General features: G+C 63.1%; 17 protein-coding genes. 13 read left to right on the top strand and 4 right to left on the bottom strand.

Translation table 11 applies throughout. The features are described from left to right. Positions 1–24: 24 nt before the first annotated feature. Genes pqqE (RT582_RS17270) through pqqA (RT582_RS17260) form a run of 3 tightly spaced genes read right to left on the bottom strand, consistent with a single transcriptional unit; the run spans position 25 to position 1,579 of the window. On the bottom strand, positions 25–1,170 hold the full coding sequence (pqqE, locus tag RT582_RS17270) for a pyrroloquinoline quinone biosynthesis protein PqqE (RefSeq protein ID WP_313285798.1): 1,146 nt from the start codon (positions 1,168–1,170) through the stop codon (positions 25–27). Beyond that, complete coding sequence (gene pqqD / locus RT582_RS17265) at positions 1,139–1,432, bottom strand: pyrroloquinoline quinone biosynthesis peptide chaperone PqqD (RefSeq protein WP_014820276.1); 294 nt, start codon at positions 1,430–1,432, stop codon at positions 1,139–1,141. Before pqqD (RT582_RS17265) ends, pqqE (RT582_RS17270) begins: the two co-directional genes overlap by 32 nt. Before the next feature lie 57 nt (positions 1,433–1,489). Further along, positions 1,490–1,579 carry a pyrroloquinoline quinone precursor peptide PqqA gene (gene pqqA, locus RT582_RS17260; RefSeq protein ID WP_194291615.1) on the bottom strand — a complete coding sequence of 30 codons (90 nt, stop codon included), beginning with the start codon at positions 1,577–1,579 and terminating at the stop codon, positions 1,490–1,492. Between the two features lie 396 nt (positions 1,580–1,975). Here pqqA (RT582_RS17260) and exaC point away from each other — a divergent pair, with 396 nt between their 5' ends. The 10 genes from exaC (at position 1,976) to RT582_RS17210 (ending at position 13,324) form a co-directional block, all read left to right on the top strand. Continuing rightward, entirely contained in the window at positions 1,976–3,496 is a 1,521-nt protein-coding gene (exaC, locus tag RT582_RS17255; protein ID WP_014820275.1) for an acetaldehyde dehydrogenase ExaC, read from the top strand. 240 nt (positions 3,497–3,736) lie between these two features. Further along, on the top strand, positions 3,737–4,855 hold the full coding sequence (locus RT582_RS17250) for an NADH:flavin oxidoreductase (protein ID WP_313478778.1): 1,119 nt from the start codon (positions 3,737–3,739) through the stop codon (positions 4,853–4,855). Positions 4,856–5,032: 177 nt separating this feature from the next. Then, positions 5,033–5,104 (top strand): pyrroloquinoline quinone precursor peptide PqqA, encoded by a 72-nt coding sequence (gene pqqA / locus RT582_RS17245; protein WP_003284930.1) that lies wholly within the window; start codon positions 5,033–5,035, stop codon positions 5,102–5,104. A 47-nt stretch (positions 5,105–5,151) separates the two neighbouring features. Continuing rightward, positions 5,152–6,063, top strand: a complete 912-nt coding sequence (gene pqqB, locus RT582_RS17240; protein ID WP_313478776.1) for a pyrroloquinoline quinone biosynthesis protein PqqB — start codon at positions 5,152–5,154, stop codon at positions 6,061–6,063. Positions 6,064–6,139: 76 nt separating this feature from the next. Then, the gene (gene pqqC / locus RT582_RS17235; RefSeq protein WP_014820272.1) at positions 6,140–6,892 is read left to right on the top strand and encodes a pyrroloquinoline-quinone synthase PqqC; all 753 of its coding nucleotides are present in this window, start codon (positions 6,140–6,142) and stop codon (positions 6,890–6,892) included. Between the two features lie 121 nt (positions 6,893–7,013). Then, positions 7,014–7,292 carry a pyrroloquinoline quinone biosynthesis peptide chaperone PqqD gene (gene pqqD / locus RT582_RS17230; protein ID WP_031298274.1) on the top strand — a complete coding sequence of 93 codons (279 nt, stop codon included), beginning with the start codon at positions 7,014–7,016 and terminating at the stop codon, positions 7,290–7,292. Further along, complete coding sequence (gene pqqE / locus RT582_RS17225; RefSeq protein WP_014820270.1) at positions 7,264–8,418, top strand: pyrroloquinoline quinone biosynthesis protein PqqE; 1,155 nt, start codon at positions 7,264–7,266, stop codon at positions 8,416–8,418. The genes pqqD (RT582_RS17230) and pqqE (RT582_RS17225) overlap by 29 nt, the downstream gene beginning before the upstream one ends. Beyond that, complete coding sequence (locus tag RT582_RS17220) at positions 8,415–10,352, top strand: alpha/beta hydrolase family protein (RefSeq protein WP_313478772.1); 1,938 nt, start codon at positions 8,415–8,417, stop codon at positions 10,350–10,352. The genes pqqE (RT582_RS17225) and RT582_RS17220 overlap by 4 nt, the downstream gene beginning before the upstream one ends. 109 nt (positions 10,353–10,461) lie before the next feature. After that, positions 10,462–11,625: an alcohol dehydrogenase-like regulatory protein ErcA gene (gene ercA, locus RT582_RS17215; RefSeq protein WP_313478769.1), complete on the top strand. Its 1,164-nt coding sequence runs from the start codon at positions 10,462–10,464 to the stop codon at positions 11,623–11,625. Continuing rightward, positions 11,609–13,324 carry a PAS domain-containing hybrid sensor histidine kinase/response regulator gene (locus RT582_RS17210; protein ID WP_313478765.1) on the top strand — a complete coding sequence of 572 codons (1,716 nt, stop codon included), beginning with the start codon at positions 11,609–11,611 and terminating at the stop codon, positions 13,322–13,324. The genes ercA and RT582_RS17210 overlap by 17 nt, the downstream gene beginning before the upstream one ends. A 72-nt stretch (positions 13,325–13,396) precedes the next feature. Here RT582_RS17210 and RT582_RS17205 read toward each other — a convergent pair whose 3' ends face one another. Continuing rightward, positions 13,397–13,627 carry a hypothetical protein gene (locus RT582_RS17205; RefSeq protein WP_219725464.1) on the bottom strand — a complete coding sequence of 77 codons (231 nt, stop codon included), beginning with the start codon at positions 13,625–13,627 and terminating at the stop codon, positions 13,397–13,399. A gap of 183 nt (positions 13,628–13,810) precedes the next feature. Here RT582_RS17205 and RT582_RS17200 point away from each other — a divergent pair, with 183 nt between their 5' ends. Genes RT582_RS17200 through RT582_RS17190 form a run of 3 tightly spaced genes read left to right on the top strand, consistent with a single transcriptional unit; the run spans position 13,811 to position 19,688 of the window. Beyond that, positions 13,811–15,064: a TolC family protein gene (locus RT582_RS17200; RefSeq protein ID WP_313478761.1), complete on the top strand. Its 1,254-nt coding sequence runs from the start codon at positions 13,811–13,813 to the stop codon at positions 15,062–15,064. Beyond that, positions 15,061–16,554 (top strand): efflux RND transporter periplasmic adaptor subunit, encoded by a 1,494-nt coding sequence (locus tag RT582_RS17195; RefSeq protein ID WP_313478758.1) that lies wholly within the window; start codon positions 15,061–15,063, stop codon positions 16,552–16,554. The genes RT582_RS17200 and RT582_RS17195 overlap by 4 nt, the downstream gene beginning before the upstream one ends. Continuing rightward, on the top strand, positions 16,551–19,688 hold the full coding sequence (locus RT582_RS17190; protein ID WP_313478756.1) for an efflux RND transporter permease subunit: 3,138 nt from the start codon (positions 16,551–16,553) through the stop codon (positions 19,686–19,688). Before RT582_RS17195 ends, RT582_RS17190 begins: the two co-directional genes overlap by 4 nt.

The following is a 19,688-nucleotide window of genomic DNA, read 5'->3' as shown; positions in this document are numbered from 1 at the left end:
GCGCTGACGGTGCCGCCGAACGAGTCATGGGGCAGTTTCAAGTTCCACCCCCTGACTGGCCTGTCGGGCGATCAGCGTGCCTTGCGGACGCGTGGCATCCTGCGCCAGTTCAACGGCCTGGCGAATCAGCTGGTGATGTGGGGATTTACTGCAGGCCGGATCGGTGTTGGCGCCGTTGCCGGTCAACAGCAGCGCCTGACAACGGCAGCCGCCGAAATCCTTCTCCTTGTCATCACAGCTGCGGCAGGGTTCGGGCATCCAGGTGTCGCCACGGTAGAGGTTGAATACCGGCGAGTCGTGCCAGATTTGCTCCAGCCGTTGCTGCCGCACGTTGGGGAAGGTGAGGTCTTTGAAGTTGCTGGCCTGGGAGCAGGGCAGCACGTTGCCGTTTGGCGCGATGGTGACGTGAATGGCGCCCCAGCCGTTCATGCAGGCCTTGGGACGACCTTCGTAATAGTCAGGGATGACGAAGAAGATGGTCAGGCGATCACCGAACCGCTCGCGTGCCTTGCGCACCTCATCTTCGGCTTTCTGCAGTTCGGCATGGGTCGGCATCAGCGCGTCGCGGTTGAGCAGCGCCCAGTTGTAGTACTGCACGTTCGCCAGCTCGAGGTACTCGACTCCCAGTTCGACAGCGAACTCGATGATGTCCGGCACCTGAGCGATATTCTGCCGGGTGATCGGTACGTTGAGCACCATGGGAAAGTCCATGGACTTGATCAGCCGCGCCATGCGCAGTTTGCGCTCCAAGACATCGACGCCGGCCAGCTGACGTGCCACGTCACGGTCGGTGGACTGGAAACCGAGCTGAATGTGGCGTAGTCCGGCATCCTTCAGGGCGCGTAGGCGCGCCTCGGTCAGTCCAATGCCGGAAGTGATCAGGTTGGTGTAGTAGCCCATGCGGTCAGCCTCGGCGACCAACGTTTCGAGGTCCTTGCGCAGCGTGGGCTCGCCGCCGGAAAAGCCGATCTGCATCGCACCCATGGCGCGGGCCTGGGCCATCACGTCGATCCACTCGGCGGTGCTCAGCTCATCCTGACGGTAATCGGCAAAGTTGCGTGGATTACTGCAGAACACGCACTGCAACGGGCATTGGTAGGTCAGCTCCAGTAGCAGCCAGACCGGGTTGCCGCTGCCGTCAAGCCTTAACTCGGATCCAGCCCTTGCCATGGGACACCTCCAGGAAGTTCAGGACGCCGTTGCGAATCGTGTCGACGTCGGATGCGTTGTAGCTGAGGGCCAGCTGGTCGATCAGCTCGGCGACGCTGGTCTTGCCGTCGCAGCGCTGCAGAATCTCGCCGCCGGTGGCGTTCAGCTTGACGATGCCTTCGGGGTACAGCAGTACGTGGGCATGCTGTGAGTCTTCCCAGCGAAAGAGGAAGGGCGGGCGGATCTCGTAACAGCTGGCGGGCAAAATTTTTGTCGTTGTCATCATGTCCATCCTCGCTCGACCGGCGTGAAGCCATGTGCGATCACGCCGGTCAGGGGCTCAGCGTACGTAGACGTACGCAGTGACTTCGAAGCCCAGACGCAGGTCGCAGAAGTCCGGATTGATCCACTGCATGGCGTATCTCCTCATTGGTTGGTGTCAGGAAAAGCAATGTCGCACCCCGAAGCTGAGGCGCTTTGCCACGGCGACTAATAAGACTTTGGGGTTGGTTTTGCCGCCTTTTGGTCGCGCTTTTCTTGCGTTGCGGGAGAATTTGCGCTGTGGGTCAGTGTCCTTGTTCGGCGTCATTTTTAAGGTGCTATTCAAGGCCTATTCTGCTCGGCTTTTTTCTCCCGCTTCGGCATGCCCGAACCAATCTCAAACCGCCATCAACGCTGCCTCTGCGCCTTGCCATCTACTACCAAATGAGGAGCCCTCCGCTGCCATGGGTGCATACCGGAGCGAAGACCCCACTGCCTAAGATCGGTCCATGTCCTGTGCACCTTCCGGCACAGGCTCCGACAAGCAGAAGAAGAGAGGCCCATCATGATCTACGCCCAGCCCGGTACCGCAGGCGCCGTCGTATCCTTCAAGCCGCGCTACGGCAATTACATCGGTGGTGAATTCGTCCCGCCGGTCAAAGGCGAGTACTTCGTCAACACCTCGCCGGTAAATGGTGAAGTCATTGCCGAGTTCCCGCGTTCGGGCGCCGAAGACGTCGAGAAAGCGCTGGACGCCGCCCACGCTGCTGCCGATGCCTGGGGCAAGACCTCGGTGCAGGACCGCGCGCTGATTCTGCTGAAGATCGCCGATCGCATTGAAGCCAACCTGGAAAAGCTCGCTGTCGCTGAAACCTGGGACAACGGCAAGGCCGTCCGTGAAACCCTGAACGCCGACGTGCCGCTGGCTGCCGACCACTTCCGCTACTTTGCTGGCTGCATCCGCGCCCAGGAAGGCAGCGCCGCCGAGATCAACGAGCACACCGCGGCCTATCACTTCCATGAGCCGCTGGGTGTTGTCGGCCAGATCATCCCGTGGAACTTCCCGCTGCTGATGGCCGCCTGGAAACTGGCTCCGGCGCTGGCTGCCGGTAACTGCATCGTGCTCAAGCCGGCCGAGCAGACCCCGCTGTCGATCATGGTATTCATCGAAGTCGTCGGTGACCTCCTGCCGCCGGGCGTACTGAACATCGTCCAGGGCTTCGGTCGCGAAGCCGGTCAGGCGCTGGCCACCAGCACCCGCATCGCCAAAATCGCCTTCACCGGCTCGACCCCGGTCGGCTCGCACATCATGCGCTGCGCCGCCGAGAACATCATTCCGAGCACCGTGGAGCTGGGGGGCAAGAGCCCGAACATCTTCTTCGAAGACATCATGAATGCAGAGCCTGCGTTCATCGAGAAAGCCGCTGAAGGTCTGGTACTGGCGTTCTTCAACCAGGGCGAAGTCTGCACCTGCCCGTCGCGTGCACTGATTCAGGAATCGATCTTCGAGCCCTTCATGGAAGTGGTGATGAAGAAGATCAAGGCGATCAAGCGTGGCAACCCGCTGGATACCGACACCATGGTTGGCGCCCAGGCGTCCGAGCAGCAGTTCGACAAGATCCTCTCCTACATGGAAGTCGCTCAGCAGGAAGGCGCACAGATCCTCACCGGCGGCGCAGCCGAGAAGCTCGAAGGCGGCCTGGCCTCCGGTTACTACGTGCAGCCGACCCTGATCAAGGGTCACAACAAGATGCGCGTGTTCCAGGAAGAAATCTTCGGCCCAGTGGTCGGTGTGGCGACCTTCAAGGACGAAGCCGAAGCCCTGGCGATCGCCAACGACACCGAGTTCGGCCTGGGTGCCGGCGTCTGGACGCGCGACATCAACCGCGCCTACCGCATGGGTCGTGGCATCAAGGCCGGTCGCGTGTGGACCAACTGCTACCACCTGTACCCGGCGCACGCCGCCTTCGGTGGCTACAAGAAGTCCGGCGTCGGCCGTGAAACTCACAAGATGATGCTCGACCACTACCAGCAGACCAAGAACCTGCTGATCAGCTACGACATCAATCCACTCGGATTCTTCTGATGAGGGCCCCGGCGTGTGAGCTCCAGCGCGCCGGTTTATTTTGCTACGCACGTCATGTGCAGGGACCTGCGCCGCTTCTGCTGTAATCCCCCTCGAACCGAGCGCAAGGTTCCTATCGCAACGCGGCTCCGGCCGCGTTTTTTTTTGCCCGGTGGCGAACCAGCCATCGCGTGCATCGAACTCCCCGCCGCCGATACGCCTCCCATCAACATGCCCTGTGCCGAAGATGAGGAGAACCCCATGTCGCAACTGCTCGAACCCTGTTCGCTAAAACACCTGAAGCTGCGCAATCGCGCGGCCGTTGCGCCGATGACCCGCGTCAGCGCCGAAGCCGAGGGTGCTGCCAATGAATTGATGCGCGACTACTACGCCTCGTTCGCCAAGGGTGGCTTCGGCATGGTCATCAGCGAAGGCATCTATACCGATACGGCCTACAGCCAGGGTTACTTCAACCAGCCGGGGCTTGCTACGGAAGCACACCGGGACAGCTGGCGGTTGATAGTCGACGCCGTGCACGACGCTAGCGCCGCTTTCGTTGCCCAGCTCATGCATGGCGGCGCGCAGACCCAGGGCAACATCCATCATGCCCGTCACGTTGCGCCATCGGCGGTGCAGCCCGGCGGGTCGCAGCTGACCTTCTACGGTGGCGAAGGACCCTATGCGACGCCCGCGCAGATCAGCGAAGACGAGATTCAGGAAGCCATCGCCGGGTTTGCCCAGGCCGCGCGCCATGCCCGTGAGGCCGGCTTCGACGGTGTCGAACTGCACGGCGCGAACGGCTATCTGCTGCACGAGTTCATCAGCGCCGAGTTCAACCGGCGCGATGATCACTGGGGAGGCGATTACCTCGGTCGACTGCGCTTGCCGCTGGCCGTCATCGCGGCGGTGCGGGCAGCGGTTGGCAATGACTTCGTGGTTGGCATGCGCCTGTCGCAGAGCATGGTGAGCGACAGCCAGCTGAAATGGGAGGGTGGGGTGGACGAAGCCCGGCGGCGTTTCCGCGCACTGGCTGATGCTGGCCTTGATTATCTGCACGTTACCGAGCCGGACGCCGCTGCGCCGGCGTTTGGCGACGGGCCGAGCTTCGCTGCGATCGCAAAGGGCAGCGTGTCGATCCCGGTTATCGGCAACGGCGGCATCGTCACGGGCGAGCAAGCAGAGAAGTTGCTGACTCAGGGAGACATGGACCTGGTCGCGGCCGGCAAGGCCGCGCTGGCGAACAACGACTGGCCGCAGCGAATCGCGCAGGGACTGCCGCTCAACGAATTCGACGGCACGATGTTCGTACCCATGGCGACCATCACCAATGAACTGGCCTGGCGTAATGCCAATGGTCGGTCGGCGCTGGGTTCAAGTTGACAGCGCACCAAGGCCGGGCGTTAGCTGGTAAACGAAACGCAGCAATGACAGCCGTCTGTCGGGCACTACCAAGGCACGGCGCTGTCTCCTTCCAAAGTACCATTCTGCTCGAGGCAGAACAGGGGGCTTAATTGGGGCTGTCGGAATCTTCCGGCACCATAAAAAGAGGACCGACCTATGTGGACTAAACCCGCCTTCACCGACATGCGTATTGGTTTCGAAGTCACCATGTACTTCGCAAATCGTTGATCGATCAGCCCCGGCTCCGGCCGGGGCTTCGCTTTTGGGGGCTGTCCATGTTCATCCGTATTCTTGGTTCCGCTGCGGGCGGCGGTTTTCCGCAGTGGAACTGCAATTGCGCCAACTGCGCCGGCCTGCGCGCCGGCACGCTCAATGCGAAGGCGCGTACCCAGTCGTCGATCGCCATCAGTGATAACGGTGTCGACTGGATTCTGTGTAATGCCTCGCCGGACATCCGCGCTCAGCTGGAGTCGTTCCCGACGCTGCAGCCGGCCCGTGCGCCACGCGATACCGCCATCGGTGCCATCGTTCTGCTGGACAGCCAGATCGATCACACCACCGGCCTGCTGACCCTGCGTGAAGGTTGCCCGCATGAGGTCTGGTGCACCGAGATGGTCCATCAGGATCTGACCACCGGGTTCCCGCTGTTCAACATGCTCGAACACTGGAACGGCGGCTTGAAATGGAACCCCATCGCCCTGACCGGCAGCTTCACCATTCCCTGTTGCCCGAACCTGCACATCACGCCGATTCCGTTGCGCAGCTCCGCGCCGCCATATTCGCCGCACCGCAATGACCCGCATCCCGGTGACAACATCGGCCTGCTGATCGAGGACCGCAAAACCGGTGGCACGCTGTTCTATGCGCCGGGGTTGAGCAAGGTCAGCGACGAACTGCTGGAAACCATGCGCCAGGCGGATTGCCTGCTGGTCGACGGCACTCTGTGGCGTGATGACGAAATGCTCGTGCGCGAGGTCGGCACCAAGCTCGGCAGCGAGATGGGACACCTGCAGCAGAGCGGCCCGGGGGGCATGATCGAGGTGCTCGACGGCATGCCCGCGGTTCGCAAGATCCTCATCCACATCAACAACACCAATCCGATCCTCGATGAAGATTCCGTCGAACGCGAAATCCTCGGCGAGCATGGAATCGAAGTGTCCTTCGATGGCATGAACATCGAGCTATAGCACCCGAATCGCGGCCTTCAGCCGCCTGGTGCTGCGATACGAACATCGGAACGATAAGAAAAGGAAAGACACTGCCATGATCCTGCCAGCCATGAGCCCCGCGGAATTCGAACAGGCGCTGCGCGCCAAGGGCGAGTACTACCATATCCATCACCCGTTCCACCGGGCCATGTACGCCGGGCAGGCGACACGCGAGCAGATTCAGGGCTGGGTCGCCAACCGTTTCTACTATCAGGTCTGCATTCCGGTGAAGGATGCGGCAATCATGGCCAACTGCCCGGACCGTGATACCCGTCGGGAGTGGATCCAGCGCATCATCGATCACGACGGCGCGCCGGGGGAAGAGGGAGGTATCGAAGCCTGGTTGCGACTCGCCGAATCCGTCGGTCTGGATCGCGAGCAGGTGCTGTCGCAGGAACTGGTGCTGCCCGGTGTGAGGTTCGCCGTGGATGCCTACGTCAACTTCGCCCGTCGCGCCAGCTGGCAGGAGGCCGCCAGCAGCTCGCTGACCGAGCTCTTCGCCCCGACGATCCACCAGTCGCGCCTCGATAGCTGGCCGCAGCACTATCCTTGGATCGATGCCTCCGGCTACGACTACTTCCGCAAGCGCCTGAAGGAAGCCCGCCGCGATGTCGAGCACGGTCTGCGGATCACCCTGGAGCACTACCGCACCCGCGAGGCGCAGGAGCGTATGCTGGAGATCCTGCAGTTCAAACTCGACGTGCTCTGGAGCATGCTCGACGCCATGAGCATGGCCTACGAACTGGATCGCCCGCCGTACCACACCGTGACCCGCGAGCGTATCTGGCACAAGGGCATCAGCCTGTAGGCACGCGTTCCGTGGGCAGATCCTGCCCACCCATGAGGCATTCGGCCCCTGTAGAGTGGACCGCCTGACGACCATGACCACGTGGCCAGGCAGCAACCTGCCCACTGGCGAGACAATGATGATGAGCGATATTCAACTGACCCAGATTCCAGCGTTGCGCCGTGGTTTCCGCTTCCAGTGGGAGCCCGCGCAGAACTGCCATGTGCTGCTCTACCCGGAAGGCATGATCAAGCTCAACGAGAGCGCTGCGGCGGTACTGACCGAAGTGGACGGGACGCGTAGCGTCGGTGCGATCGTTGCCGATCTGCAGGCTCGCTATCCCGAGGCCGAAGGGATTCAAGAAGATATCGTTGCGTTCCTGGAGGTTGCCGTTGAACGGTTCTGGATCGAGCTTCGCTAAACCCGGCTACGAGCCCGGCCCGCCGCTCTGGCTGCTGGCGGAGCTGACCTATCGTTGCCCGTTGCAGTGCCCGTACTGCTCCAATCCGCTGGACTTCGCCCGTAGTCATGAAGAACTGAGCACCGCCGAGTGGATCGAGGTGTTCCGCCAGGCACGCGAGATGGGCGCGGCCCAGCTGGGTTTTTCCGGCGGCGAACCATTGGTGCGCCAGGACCTGGCCGAGCTGATCGAGGCGGCACGGGGACTCGGCTACTACACGAACCTGATCACCTCTGGCATCGGCCTCACCGAAGAGAAGATCGCCAGCTTCGCCGAGGCCGGCCTGGACCATATCCAGATCAGTTTCCAGGCTGCCGACGAGGAAGTGAACAACCTGCTCGCCGGCTCGAAGAAGGCCTTTGCTCACAAACTGGAAATGGCCAGAGCGGTGAAGAAGCACGGCTACCCAATGGTGCTCAACTTCGTCACCCACCGGCACAACATCGACAACATCGACCAGATCATTCGGCTGTGCATCGAGCTCGAAGCCGATTTCGTCGAACTTGCCACCTGCCAGTTCTACGGCTGGGCGGAGCTGAACCGTGCAGGGTTGCTGCCGAGCAAGGAACAGTTGGTACGTGCCGAGCGCATCACCAACGAGTGGCGCGACAAGCTCGCCGCCGAAAACCATCCGTGCAAGCTGATCTTCGTGACGCCCGATTACTACGAAGAACGCCCGAAGGCCTGCATGAACGGCTGGGGCAACCTGTTTCTCGATATCACGCCGGACGGTACGGCGTTGCCTTGTCACAGTGCGCGCCAACTGCCTGTTGAGTTCCCCAACGTACGTGAGCACAGCATCGAGCACATCTGGCGACACTCCTTCGGCTTCAACAAGTTCCGCGGCTACGACTGGATGCCCGAACCCTGTCGCAGTTGCGACGAGAAGGAGCGCGACTTCGGAGGCTGCCGTTGCCAGGCCTTCATGCTCACCGGCGATGCCGCCAATGCCGATCCCGTGTGCAGCAAATCGGCGCACCATGGCAAGATACTTGCGGCCCGCGAGCAGGCAGACCACGGCGCGCTGGGGCTCGATCAGCTGCAGCATCGTAACGAGAAGGCTTCCAAGCTCATCCTCAAGGTATGAAATCGCCCCGCAACGATTCGTCCATGCTTCACCCATCCGCCGAGGTGCTGCCCTACGGTTTCTGGCCCAGCACCTGGAGCGCCGAGGCCGCCGCGGCCGCCAGCCAGGACTATGCCGAGCTGCGGGCCGGTCACGGGGGGCTGTTCTGGGTCGAGTACGACCCCGTTCAAGGGCGCTGCACGCTGTGGTTCTGGCAGGCCGGCAGCGCACGCTGCCTGACCCCGGACGGCTTCTCGGTACGCAGTCGCGTCTATGAATACGGCGGCGGCGCGTTCTGTCTGACCGGTCAGGGCATCGCCTTCGTCAACGAGGCAGATCAGCAGATCTACTTGCAGCTGACCGATGACGCCGAGACCGCGCCGCCAATCGCGCTGACCGCGGCGCCTGAACGCCGTTATGGCGATCTGCAACATGATCCCGTCAGTGATGCGATTCTGGCGCTGGAGGAATCCCGTGAGACCGTTGGCGTCGTGCATCGTCTGGTGAGTATCTCCATGGTCGATGGTGCGCGTCGCGTTGTTGTGGAGGGCGCCGACTTCTATGCCGCTGCGATGCTCAGTCCGGACGGTGCACGGCTGGCTTGGATCGAATGGAATCGTCCCGAGCAGCCCTGGACCTCGTCGCGCCTGTGCGCAGCTGAACGCCTGCCTAACGAGCGTTGGGGCAACAGGCAATGCCTGGCAGGCACGGATGGAGGCGAGTCCTTGCAACAGCCACGCTTCGCCTCCGACGGCCGGCTGTTCTGCCTCAGCGACCGTCTGGGTTTCTGGCAGCCTTGCTATGAGGCAGACGGCCAGCTGCATCGGCATTCGCTGACGGCGCCCGGCGAGGCGGACGAGGCGCAGGACTTCGATTGTGCCCCGGCACCCTGGCAACTGGGCACCACCAGCTACCTGCCACTGGCTGGTGGCGGCTTGTTGTTGACGCATATGGTCGATGGTTATGGCTGGCTGTTCGAGCACGCTGCCGATGGCAGCCGGCGCCAACTGGCTGAGGACTTCACCCGTTGCCGCCAACTGGCCGCCAGCCAGACCCACGTATTCTGTATCGCTGGCGCTCCGGAACGAGCGCCAGCGGTACTTGCCATCGAAAGGGCCAGTGGAGCGGTGCAGATTCTCGCCGGCGGAGCGCAGCCGCTGTCGGCCAGTCAATTGTCGCACCCGCAGTCCATGTGCTTTCCGACCGGTGATGGCGAGGTCGCACATGCTTTCTTTTACCCACCCGCCAATGCGAACTGCCGCGGCGAGCCGGGGGCCTTGCCACCGCTGGTGGTATTCGCCCATGGCGGGCCGACTTCGGCGAGCTATCCGGTATTCGATCCGCGCATTCAGTACTGGACCCAGCGCGGCTTCGCCGTGGTCGACGTGAACTATCGCGGGAGCAGCGGCTTCGGGCGGGCCTATCGACAACGATTGCGCGAGCAGTGGGGGATTGTCGACGTGAAAGACACCTGCCAAGCCGCACGGGCATTGGTGGAGCAGGGCGCGGTCGATCCGCAGCGCTTGTTCATCCGTGGCTCGAGTGCCGGTGGCTTCACGGCCTTGAGTGCGCTGGCTGCGACAGCACTGTTTCGCGGCGGCGCCAGTCTGTACGGCGTTAGCGATCCGCTGGCGCTGCGGCGGGTAACGCACAAGTTCGAAGGCGATTACCTCGACTGGCTGATCGGCGATCCGCAGCAGGTGCCGGAGCGCTTTCGGGAGCGCGCCCCTCTGCACAATGCCGACCGAATCGGTGCGCCGGTCATCTTCCTGCAGGGCGGGCAGGATGCGGTGGTGCTACCTGAGCAGACTGAATCGATGGTCGCGGCGTTGCGTGATCGTGGCATCGAGGTGGAGTACCGCCTGTACCCCGATGAGCGCCACGGGTTTCGACAGGCAGCTAACCTTGCGGACGCGCTGCAAGGGGAATTGCGCTTCTACCAACAGCTGCTCTGACGCGTTTCGCCGGACGGGTGGCGCGGCCAGCCATTTGACGCATTGCTTTACCTGATCAATGCAGTAGGCTTGCGCCCGTTAGTTACAAAAAATAAAAAAGGCCGTAGTCATGAGCCCGAATATCAGCCTCCAGCGCAAGTTCGTCTCTCCAGAAATCATCTTCGGTGCCGGCTGTCGCCACAGTGTCGGCACCTGTGCGGCCAACTTCGGCGCGCGAAAGGTGCTGGTGGTATCCGACCCCGGCGTCGTGAAGGCAGGCTGGGTGGCTGACGTGCAGGCCAGTCTCGACCGGCAGAACATCGAACATTGCTTGTTCACCGGCGTTTCGCCCAATCCCCGTTGCGAAGAGGTGATGCTCGGCGCCGAGCTGTATCGCAGCGAAGGCTGCAACGTGATCGTCGCGGTAGGCGGTGGCAGCCCAATGGACTGCGCGAAGGGGATCGGCATCGTCGCGGCGCATGGGCGCCATATCTATGAATTCGAAGGGGTGGATACGCTGCGCGTGCCCAGCCCACCGCTGATCCTGATTCCAACGACTGCCGGTACCTCAGCGGATGTTTCGCAGTTCGTGATCATTTCCAACCAGGAAGAGCGGATGAAGTTCTCCATCGTCAGCAAGGCGGCGGTGCCGGACGTCTCGTTGATCGATCCGGAAACCACGCTGAGCATGGACCCATTTCTTTCGGCCTGTACCGGTATTGATGCGCTGGTGCACGCGATCGAAGCATTCGTGTCGACTGGCCATGGGCCGCTGACCGACCCGCACGCGCTGGAAGCCATGCGACTGATCGACGGCAATCTTGCGCAGATGATCGCCAATCCGGCGGATATCGCGCTGCGCGAGCAGATCATGCTCGGCAGCATGCAGGCAGGGCTGGCCTTCTCCAACGCGATCCTCGGTGCGGTGCATGCCATGTCCCACAGCCTCGGCGGCTATCTCGATCTGCCCCATGGCGTTTGCAACGCCGTGCTGGTCGAACATGTCGTCGCATTCAATTACGACGCCTCGCCGGACCGCTACCGCAAGGTCGCTGAAACGTTGGGCATCGATTCGCGCGGGCTGAATCACCGTCAGGTTCGCGAGCGCTTGGTGCAGCATCTGATTGATCTCAAGCAGCAGATCGGCTTCCGCGAAACGCTCAGCCTGCACGGGGTGAACCTTTCCGATATTCCGTTCCTGTCGCAACATGCGATGCAGGACCCCTGCATCCTGACCAATCCACGCTCGTCGACGCAGCGGGACGTCGAGGTCGTCTATGCCGAAGCCCTCTGATGACCAGCATCAGGCCCTGGCGCAACTGCTCGGCTTCGGCAGCCATTCCGCACGCAAGAGTCATTACCCTGAACTGGTGGCGCGCCTGGAAGAGCTGGAAGGGGAGCGCAATCGCTACAAATGGCTGTTCGAGCACGCCGTGCACGGCATCTTCCAGGCCAGCATCCACGAAGGTATTCGTGCCGCCAACCCCGCCTTGGCGCGCATGCTCAATTACGAAACCCCGGAAGAGGCGCTGTGGGCGCTGACCGATCTATCCCATCACCTGTTCATCGGTGGTGAGGAGGAGCTGCGGCAGATCCGCCATACCCTGAGCCAGCAACATGGCCTGTTTGGCTACGAGACGCGCCTGCGCCGCAAGGACGGCAGCGCCATCTACGTGATCATGAACCTGCTGCTCAAGCCGGATGAAGACGGTCTGGTGGAAGGCTTCGTCGCCGACGTGACCGAGCGCAAGCTGGCGCAATTGCGGCTGCTGCAGCTCAACGAAGAGCTCGAGCAGCGCGTCGCCGAGCGCACCTGCGAATTGCGTGAGGCCCGCGATGCAGCGGAAGCCGCCAATCTAAGCAAGGACAAGTACCTCGCCGCAGCCAGCCACGACCTGCTACAGCCGCTCAACGCCGCACGGCTGCTGATCTCGACCCTGCGTGAACGCCAACTGCCGCAGAACGAGCTGCATCTGGTCGAGCGCGCCCATCAGGCCCTGGAAGGCGCCGAGGACCTGCTGACCGATTTGCTCGATATTTCCAAACTCGATCAGGCCGCGATCAAACCGGACATCGATATCTACTCGCTGGACGAGGTGCTGCTGCCGCTGGTGTCGGAATTCCAGTCGGTCGCTGCGGCGGCGGGCTTGCAGTTGAAACACTACATCCCGCGGGTCGCCATCAAGACAGATTTCCGCCTGCTGACGCGGATCCTGCGGAATTTCCTCAGCAATGCCTGCCGCTATACCGATCAGGGCGCGGTACTGGTTGGCGCGCGCATGCGCGCCGGGGCGCTGCGTATCGAGGTCTGGGATACCGGACGGGGCATTCCGGAGGAGGAGCTGCAGGCGATTTTTCTCGAATTCAATCAGCTCGGGATCGGTCGATCCGCGAAACGCAGTGGCGTAGGGCTGGGATTGGCCATCGTCGACCGTATCGCCAGCATGCTCGGCTATCAGGTGCTGGTGCGCTCGATGCCGGGGCGTGGCTCGGTGTTCAGTATCGACGTGCCGCTGGCCGAAGCGATGCCCCGCGAACGGGTTGCGGCCCCGGCGATCGTGCCGCAGCTGGGCGACCCGCTGCCAGGGCGCCGGCTGCTGGTGATCGACAATGAGGAAAGCATCCTGCTGAGCATGGCTGCCTTGCTCGAACAATGGGGCTGCACGGTGCTGACGGCCACCGACGAGCAAAGCGCAATGACGGCGCTGGATGGAGTCGCACCGGACGCGATCCTCGCCGATTACCATCTGGATCACGGGCTGACCGGCTGGGATGTCGTGCTCGCGGTGCGAGGACGCTTCAACCAGGCGCTGCCGGTGGTGATGATCACCGCCGATCGCAGCGACCAATGCCGCCAGCAACTGCAGGGCTGCGGCGTGCCTGTGCTGAACAAGCCGGTCAAACCCGGCAAGATGCGTTCGGTGCTCAGTCATCTTCTCGCCGGCAATGGCAATGGCAATGGCAATGGCAATGGCGGGCAGAATTCGGGCTGACACGATCTGGATCAAGTTTTAGCGGGTGTCGGCTCGGCTAGACTCCTCGCCATGAAAGCCCATCTGCGTCTGCTACTCGTCCTGTTGCTTAGCCTCGCGCTCCCCGTGAGTAGCATGGCTGCGCTCGAGCTGAAGGCAGAGCCTTGCCAGATGCAAAGCGACATGGACACTGCCGGGCATCTCGCACACCAGGCTGAAGCTCAGGGCGAGGACACGCATTCGCACGATGGCAATCCACTGTGTAAAAGCGGCCACCAGTGCAAAACCGGCAGCATGTTGCAGACCGGCGTCGCGCAGCCGCATCTGACTGCCTCGCTGCCGCAACTCGCAGTTCATTACCGAGCGTTCTTTCCCGCCCGCTCCAACGCCGACGTCTGGCGCCCTCTGCGTTACTGATTCCATCGCTGACCTGACTCGCCCCGCGTTCATGCGTTGAGGCGCTGTAGGCATGCCTTGCGGCATGCAGGAAACCGAGGAATCCAATCCATGATCTCCCGATTGATAGGGAAATACCGGCCGTTCGCAGGCGTGGTGGTTGTCGCCGCGTTCGGCCTGCCCGGCGCAGCCACCGGGCTGACATTCGACGATGCCCTGAGCCTCGCGCAACAGCAGGCGCCGTCGCTACGTGCCGAGGCATCGCGGCTGCAAGCCGCGCGTAGCGAAGCCATCGCTGCGGGCGAGCTGCCCGACCCGAAACTGCTGCTGGGCCTGCAGAACGTGCCGATTGAAGGCGCCGAGCGCTGGAGCCTCGATGAGGACGGCATGACCATGCGCATGGTTGGCCTCATGCAGGAAGTTCCGAACCGCGACAAGCGCAAGGCACGCAGCGATGTTGCGCAGGCGTCTGTCCAGCGCGCAGGTGCCTCGCGCGAGGTGGAAACCCTCAGGGTGCGCCTGGCGACTGCCCAGGCGTGGATCGCCACCCACGCGGTGGAACGCAAGATCCGGCTGTTCGACCAGTTGTTCGAGGAGAACCGCCTGCTCGCCGAGGCAATTCGGGCGCGTATCGCCGGCGGGCGAGGGCAGCTGACCGACAGCGTCGCGGCGAAGCAACAGGCGGCGTTATTGGCTGATCGCCAGGACGAACTGGAGCAGCAGCGCCGCCAGGCACGCGCGGCGCTGGTGCGCTGGGTTGGCAGCGATGGCAATCGACCGCTGTTCGGCGAACCGCCGCGCTGGGCGATTGCCCCTGAACAACTGGCGCAGCGGGTCGGCCAGCACCCGCAACTGACCGCCTATGCGCCGATGACCCAGGTGGCGCAGGCACGCATCCGTGAGGCGACCGCCGAGAAACAGGTCGACTGGAGCTGGGAGGTCAGTTACCTCAAGCGCGGTCGCGAGTACGGCGACATGGTCAACCTGCAGTTCAGTTTCGACCTGCCGGTGTTTCAGCGCTCGCGGCAGAACCCGCGGATCGCCGCCCGCTACGCCGAGCTTGAACAACTGGAAGCCGAACGCGAAGCCATGACGCGCGAATTCGTGGAGCAGCTGGATGTCGAGCTGGCCGAGCTGGACCGTTTGCAGCGCGCTCTTGAACGTAACGCCGACGTGCTGCTGCCGCTGGGAGAGGAAAAGGTGGGGCTGGCCATGGCCGGCTATCGCGCCGGGACCAGCGAGCTTGAAACGGTGCTGGCAGCGCGCAACGAGCTGATCGAGACCCGCCTTGAACACATCGACCTGCAAGGTCTGGTAGCCATCGCGGCTGCGCGCCTGCACTTCGCTTACGGAGAAGCCAAATGAGCCGGAATGTTCTCGCAAGCGTCACCCTGGCCGGGGTGACGGCGCTGATCGGCGCGGGTGCCGGCTACTGGCTGGCCAGCTCTGATGACCAGGCATCCGAACCGCTCGCACCCGCCGTCGAGCGTGATGCCGAAGTGCTGTACTGGTACGACCCGATGGTGCCGCAGCACCGTTTCGAAAAGCCCGGCAAGTCACCGTTCATGGATATGGACCTGGTGCCGCGCTACGCCAATGAGGGGGGCGATGTCGCCACCATCAGTATTGATGCCGGCATCACGCAGAACCTTGGTATTCGCCTGGCAACCGTCCGCCGCGGACAGCTGGTGAATGTGACCGAAGCGGTCGGCTTGCTCGAATACAACGCGCGTGATGTCGCGCTGGTTCAGGCGCGAGCCGGCGGGTTCGTCGAGCGCGTCTATCGACATGCGCCAGGCGATGTGCTGGACAAGGGCGCAGCGCTGGCCGACCTGCTGATTCCCGAGTGGACGGCTGCTCAGGAGGAATACCTGGCTTTGCGGCGAATCGGCGAACCGGCGCTGCTGGCGGCCGCACGGCAGCGCCTGCGTCTGGCCGGCATGCCGGAATCGACCATCAGCCAGCTCGAGCGCAGTGGCAAGGTCAACGCGTCCATTACCATTTCCACCCCGATCGCCGGCGTACTGCAGGAACTTGACGTTCGCGAAGGGATGACGCTTGCGGCCGGTGCGCCGCTCGCGCGGATCAATGGTCTGGACAGCGTCTGGCTGGAAGTGGCGGTGCCAGAGGCGCAGAGCCAAGGCATCCGCGTCGGCCAGCGCGCCACCGCGCGGCTGCCGGCGCTGCCGGGCCAGCTCATCGAGGGTGAGATCACCGCGGTGTTGCCGGAAGCCAATGCCGCAAGCCGTACCCTGCGGGTGCGGATACAGCTGCCCAATCCAGACGGACTGCTGCGGCCCGGGCTGACGGCTCAGGCCAGCCTTGCCAGTGGCGACGATGCGTCGGTCCTGCTGATTCCTGGCGAGGCTGTCATTCGCACCGGGCGACGCAGCCTGGTGATGCTGGCCGAGGCCGGCGGCCGCTATCGCCCGGTGGAAGTCGAGACCGGGGGGGAGAGCGGCAGCCAGACCGTCATCCTCCGCGGACTGGAGGAAGGGCAGCAGGTAGTCGCGTCCGGCCAGTTCCTGCTGGACTCCGAAGCCAGCTTGCGCGGCATCGTCGCGCCGCCCGCGGCCAGTGATACGCAGCACGATCATGATCATGGCCATGCTCAGCCGGCACCGGCACTGCATGAATCCGAGGGCCGCGTCATGGCACTCACCAAGGCGCGCGTGAAGATCGCTCACGGTCCGTTCCATACGCTTGGCATGCCCGGCATGACCATGGCATTCGCGGTCGCCGATGCGGCATTGCTGCAGGACATCGAGGTCGAGGACCGGGTGCGTTTCGCTATCCGGGAAACCGATGAAGGCCTGCTGATCGAGCAGATTCAGTCGCTGGAGAAGCAGCCATGATTGCCGCGCTGATTCGCTGGTCCGTCCTCAATCGGTTCCTGGTGCTGATGGCGACGTTGCTGATGACTGCCGTGGGCATCTGGGCGGTGCGTACCACGCCGATCGACGCGCTGCCTGACCTGTCCGACGTGCAGGTGATCATCCGCACGCCCTATCCGGGGCAGGCGCCACAGATCGTCGAAAATCAGGTGACCTATCCACTGACCACCACCATGCTTTCGGTGCCTGGGGCAAAGACGGTGCGCGGCTATTCGTTCTTCGGCGACAGCTTCGTCTATGTGCTGTTCGAGGACGGTACTGATCTCTACTGGGCGCGCTCACGGGTGCTTGAGTACCTGAGCCAGGTGCAGAGCCGGCTGCCCGCAGGCGCCAAGCCATCTCTTGGGCCGGACGCCACCGGCGTCGGCTGGATCTATCAGTACGCGCTGGTCGACCGCAGCGGCACGCACGACCTCGCGCAACTGCGCAGCCTGCAGGACTGGTTCCTGAAGTACGAACTGATCACGCTGCCGAACGTCGCCGAGGTGGCGACCATCGGTGGCATGGTCAAGCAGTACCAGATCGTCCTCGACCCACTGAAGATGGCCAGCCTTGCCGTCACTCAGGCGCAGGTCATCGAGGCCATCGGCAAGGCCAATCAGGAGACCGGCGGCGCCGTACTCGAACTGGCCGAAACCGAATACATGGTCCGCGCCTCTGGCTACCTGCAGACGCTCGAGGATTTTCGCCAGATTCCACTGCAGTTGAGCGCCCGGGGCGTGCCGGTCACGCTGGGCGATGTGGCGAATATTCAGCTCGGCCCGGAAATGCGTCGAGGTATTGCTGAACTCGACGGGGAGGGGGAAACGGTCGGCGGGGTGGTCATCCTGCGCAGCGGCAAGAACGCGCGGAAAACCCTGGCCGCTGTTCACGCCAAGCTCAAGGAGCTGAAAAGCAGCCTGCCCGAGGGTGTCGAAATCGTCACCACCTACGACCGCAGCGAGCTGATCGACCGCGCGGTGGAGAACCTCAGCTTCAAGCTGCTGGAGGAATTCGTCGTCGTCGCACTGGTGTGCGGCATCTTCCTTTGGCACTTGCGCTCTTCGCTGGTGGCGATCGTCTCGCTGCCCATCGGCATACTGATTGCCTTCGCCGTGATGCGTTACCAGGGCATCAACGCCAACATCATGTCGCTGGGCGGTATTGCCATCGCCATCGGTGCGATGGTTGACGCGGCGGTGGTGATGATCGAGAACGCGCACAAGAAGGCCGAGGCCTGGCGCCACGCCAATCCGGGCAAGGAGCTGGAGGGTGAAGAGCACTGGCAGGTCATGACCAGCGCAGCGCAGGAGGTCGGCCCGGCGCTGTTCTTCTGTCTGTTGATCATCACGCTGTCGTTCATCCCGGTATTCACCCTCGAGGCACAAGAGGGGCGTCTGTTCGGACCGCTGGCGTTTACCAAGACCTACGCAATGGCGGCCGCGGCCGGGCTTTCGGTGACGCTGGTGCCGGTATTGATGGGCTACTGGATTCGCGGCAAGTTGCCGGACGAGGCGCGTAATCCACTCAATCGCGGGCTGATCCGGGTCTATCGCCCCGCATTGAACACCGTTCTCGAACACCCGAAGATCACCATTGCGGTAGCCGTGCTGGTCCTGGCTACGACGCTGTGGCCGATGTCGCGCCTGGGAGGTGAGTTTCTTCCGCCCATGGACGAGGGCGATCTGCTTTACATGCCTTCGGCGCTGCCGGGCCTGTCGGCACAGAAGGCAGCCCAGCTGCTGCAGCAGACTGACCGCATGATCCGCACGGTTCCGGAAGTCGAAACCGTGTTCGGCAAGGCCGGCCGCGCCGAGTCGGCGACCGATCCGGCGCCGCTGGAGATGTTCGAGACCACCATCCGCTTCAAACCGCGAGAGCAGTGGCGCGTCGGCATGACGCCGGAAAAGCTGATCGACGAGCTGGACCGGGCTGTGCAGGTGCCAGGCCTGACCAATATCTGGATTCCGCCGATCCGCAATCGCATCGACATGCTTGCCACCGGCATCAAGAGCCCGATCGGTGTGAAGATCGCCGGCGCCAATCTGGAGGAGATCGACCGTGTCAGCCAGCAGGTCGAGGCCGTTGCCAGAAAGGTGCCGGGTGTCAGTTCAGCGCTGGCCGAGCGCCTGGTCGGCGGGCGTTACGTCGATATCGATATCGATCGTCAGGACGCCGCCCGCTATGGGCTGAACATCGCCGATGTCCAGTCCATCGTTTCCAGCGCCATCGGTGGCGAAACCGTCGGTGAGACCATTGAGGGCCTTGCGCGATATCCGATCAGCGTTCGCTATCCTCGTGAATGGCGCGATACCCCCCAGCGGCTGGAGCAGCTACCGATCCTCACGCCGCAGGGCAGCCAGATCACCCTGGGCAGTGTGGCGCGAGTGCGCATAAGCGACGGTCCGCCGATGCTGCGCAGCGAGAATGCGCGGCTGGCGGGTTGGGTTTACGTCGATGTGCGCGGCCGGGATATCGCGTCGGTCGTCGCCGATCTGCGCGATGCGGTGAGCAGCGAAGTCAGCCTGCTGCCCGGCATGAGCCTGGCCTACTCGGGCCAGTTCGAGTTTCTCGAGCGCGCCAACGAGCGCCTCAAGCTGGTCGTGCCCGCGACATTGCTGATCATCTTCTTCCTCCTCTACCTGACCTTCGGCCGGCTGGATGAGGCCGTGCTGATCATGCTGACCCTGCCGTTCGCGCTGACCGGCGGCGTCTGGTTCCTCTATCTGATGGATTACAACCTGTCGGTGGCCACCGGCGTCGGCTTCATCGCACTGGCGGGAGTCGCTGCGGAATTCGGCGTGATCATGCTGCTATATCTGAAGAACGCCTGGGCCGATCAGCAGCGCGACGGGCTGAACGGCGAGGCCGCGCTGTGCGAAGCAATCCGCGAAGGTGCGGTGCAGCGGGTACGCCCGAAGGCGATGACCGTTGCAGTGATTGTCGCCGGTCTTTTGCCGATCCTGCTGGGAGCGGGCACCGGCAGCGAAGTGATGAGCCGCATCGCGGCACCGATGGTCGGCGGCATGCTGAGTGCGCCGCTGCTGTCGCTGTTCGTCATCCCGGCCGCCTATCGTTTGATGCGCAGGCCCAGGAGAGGAACACAGACGCGGTAG

Source organism: Stutzerimonas kunmingensis, from assembly GCF_032106285.1.
Classification (GTDB): Bacteria; Pseudomonadota; Gammaproteobacteria; order Pseudomonadales; family Pseudomonadaceae; genus Stutzerimonas; species Stutzerimonas kunmingensis_B.
This window is presented reverse-complemented; position numbering and strand designations above follow the sequence as displayed.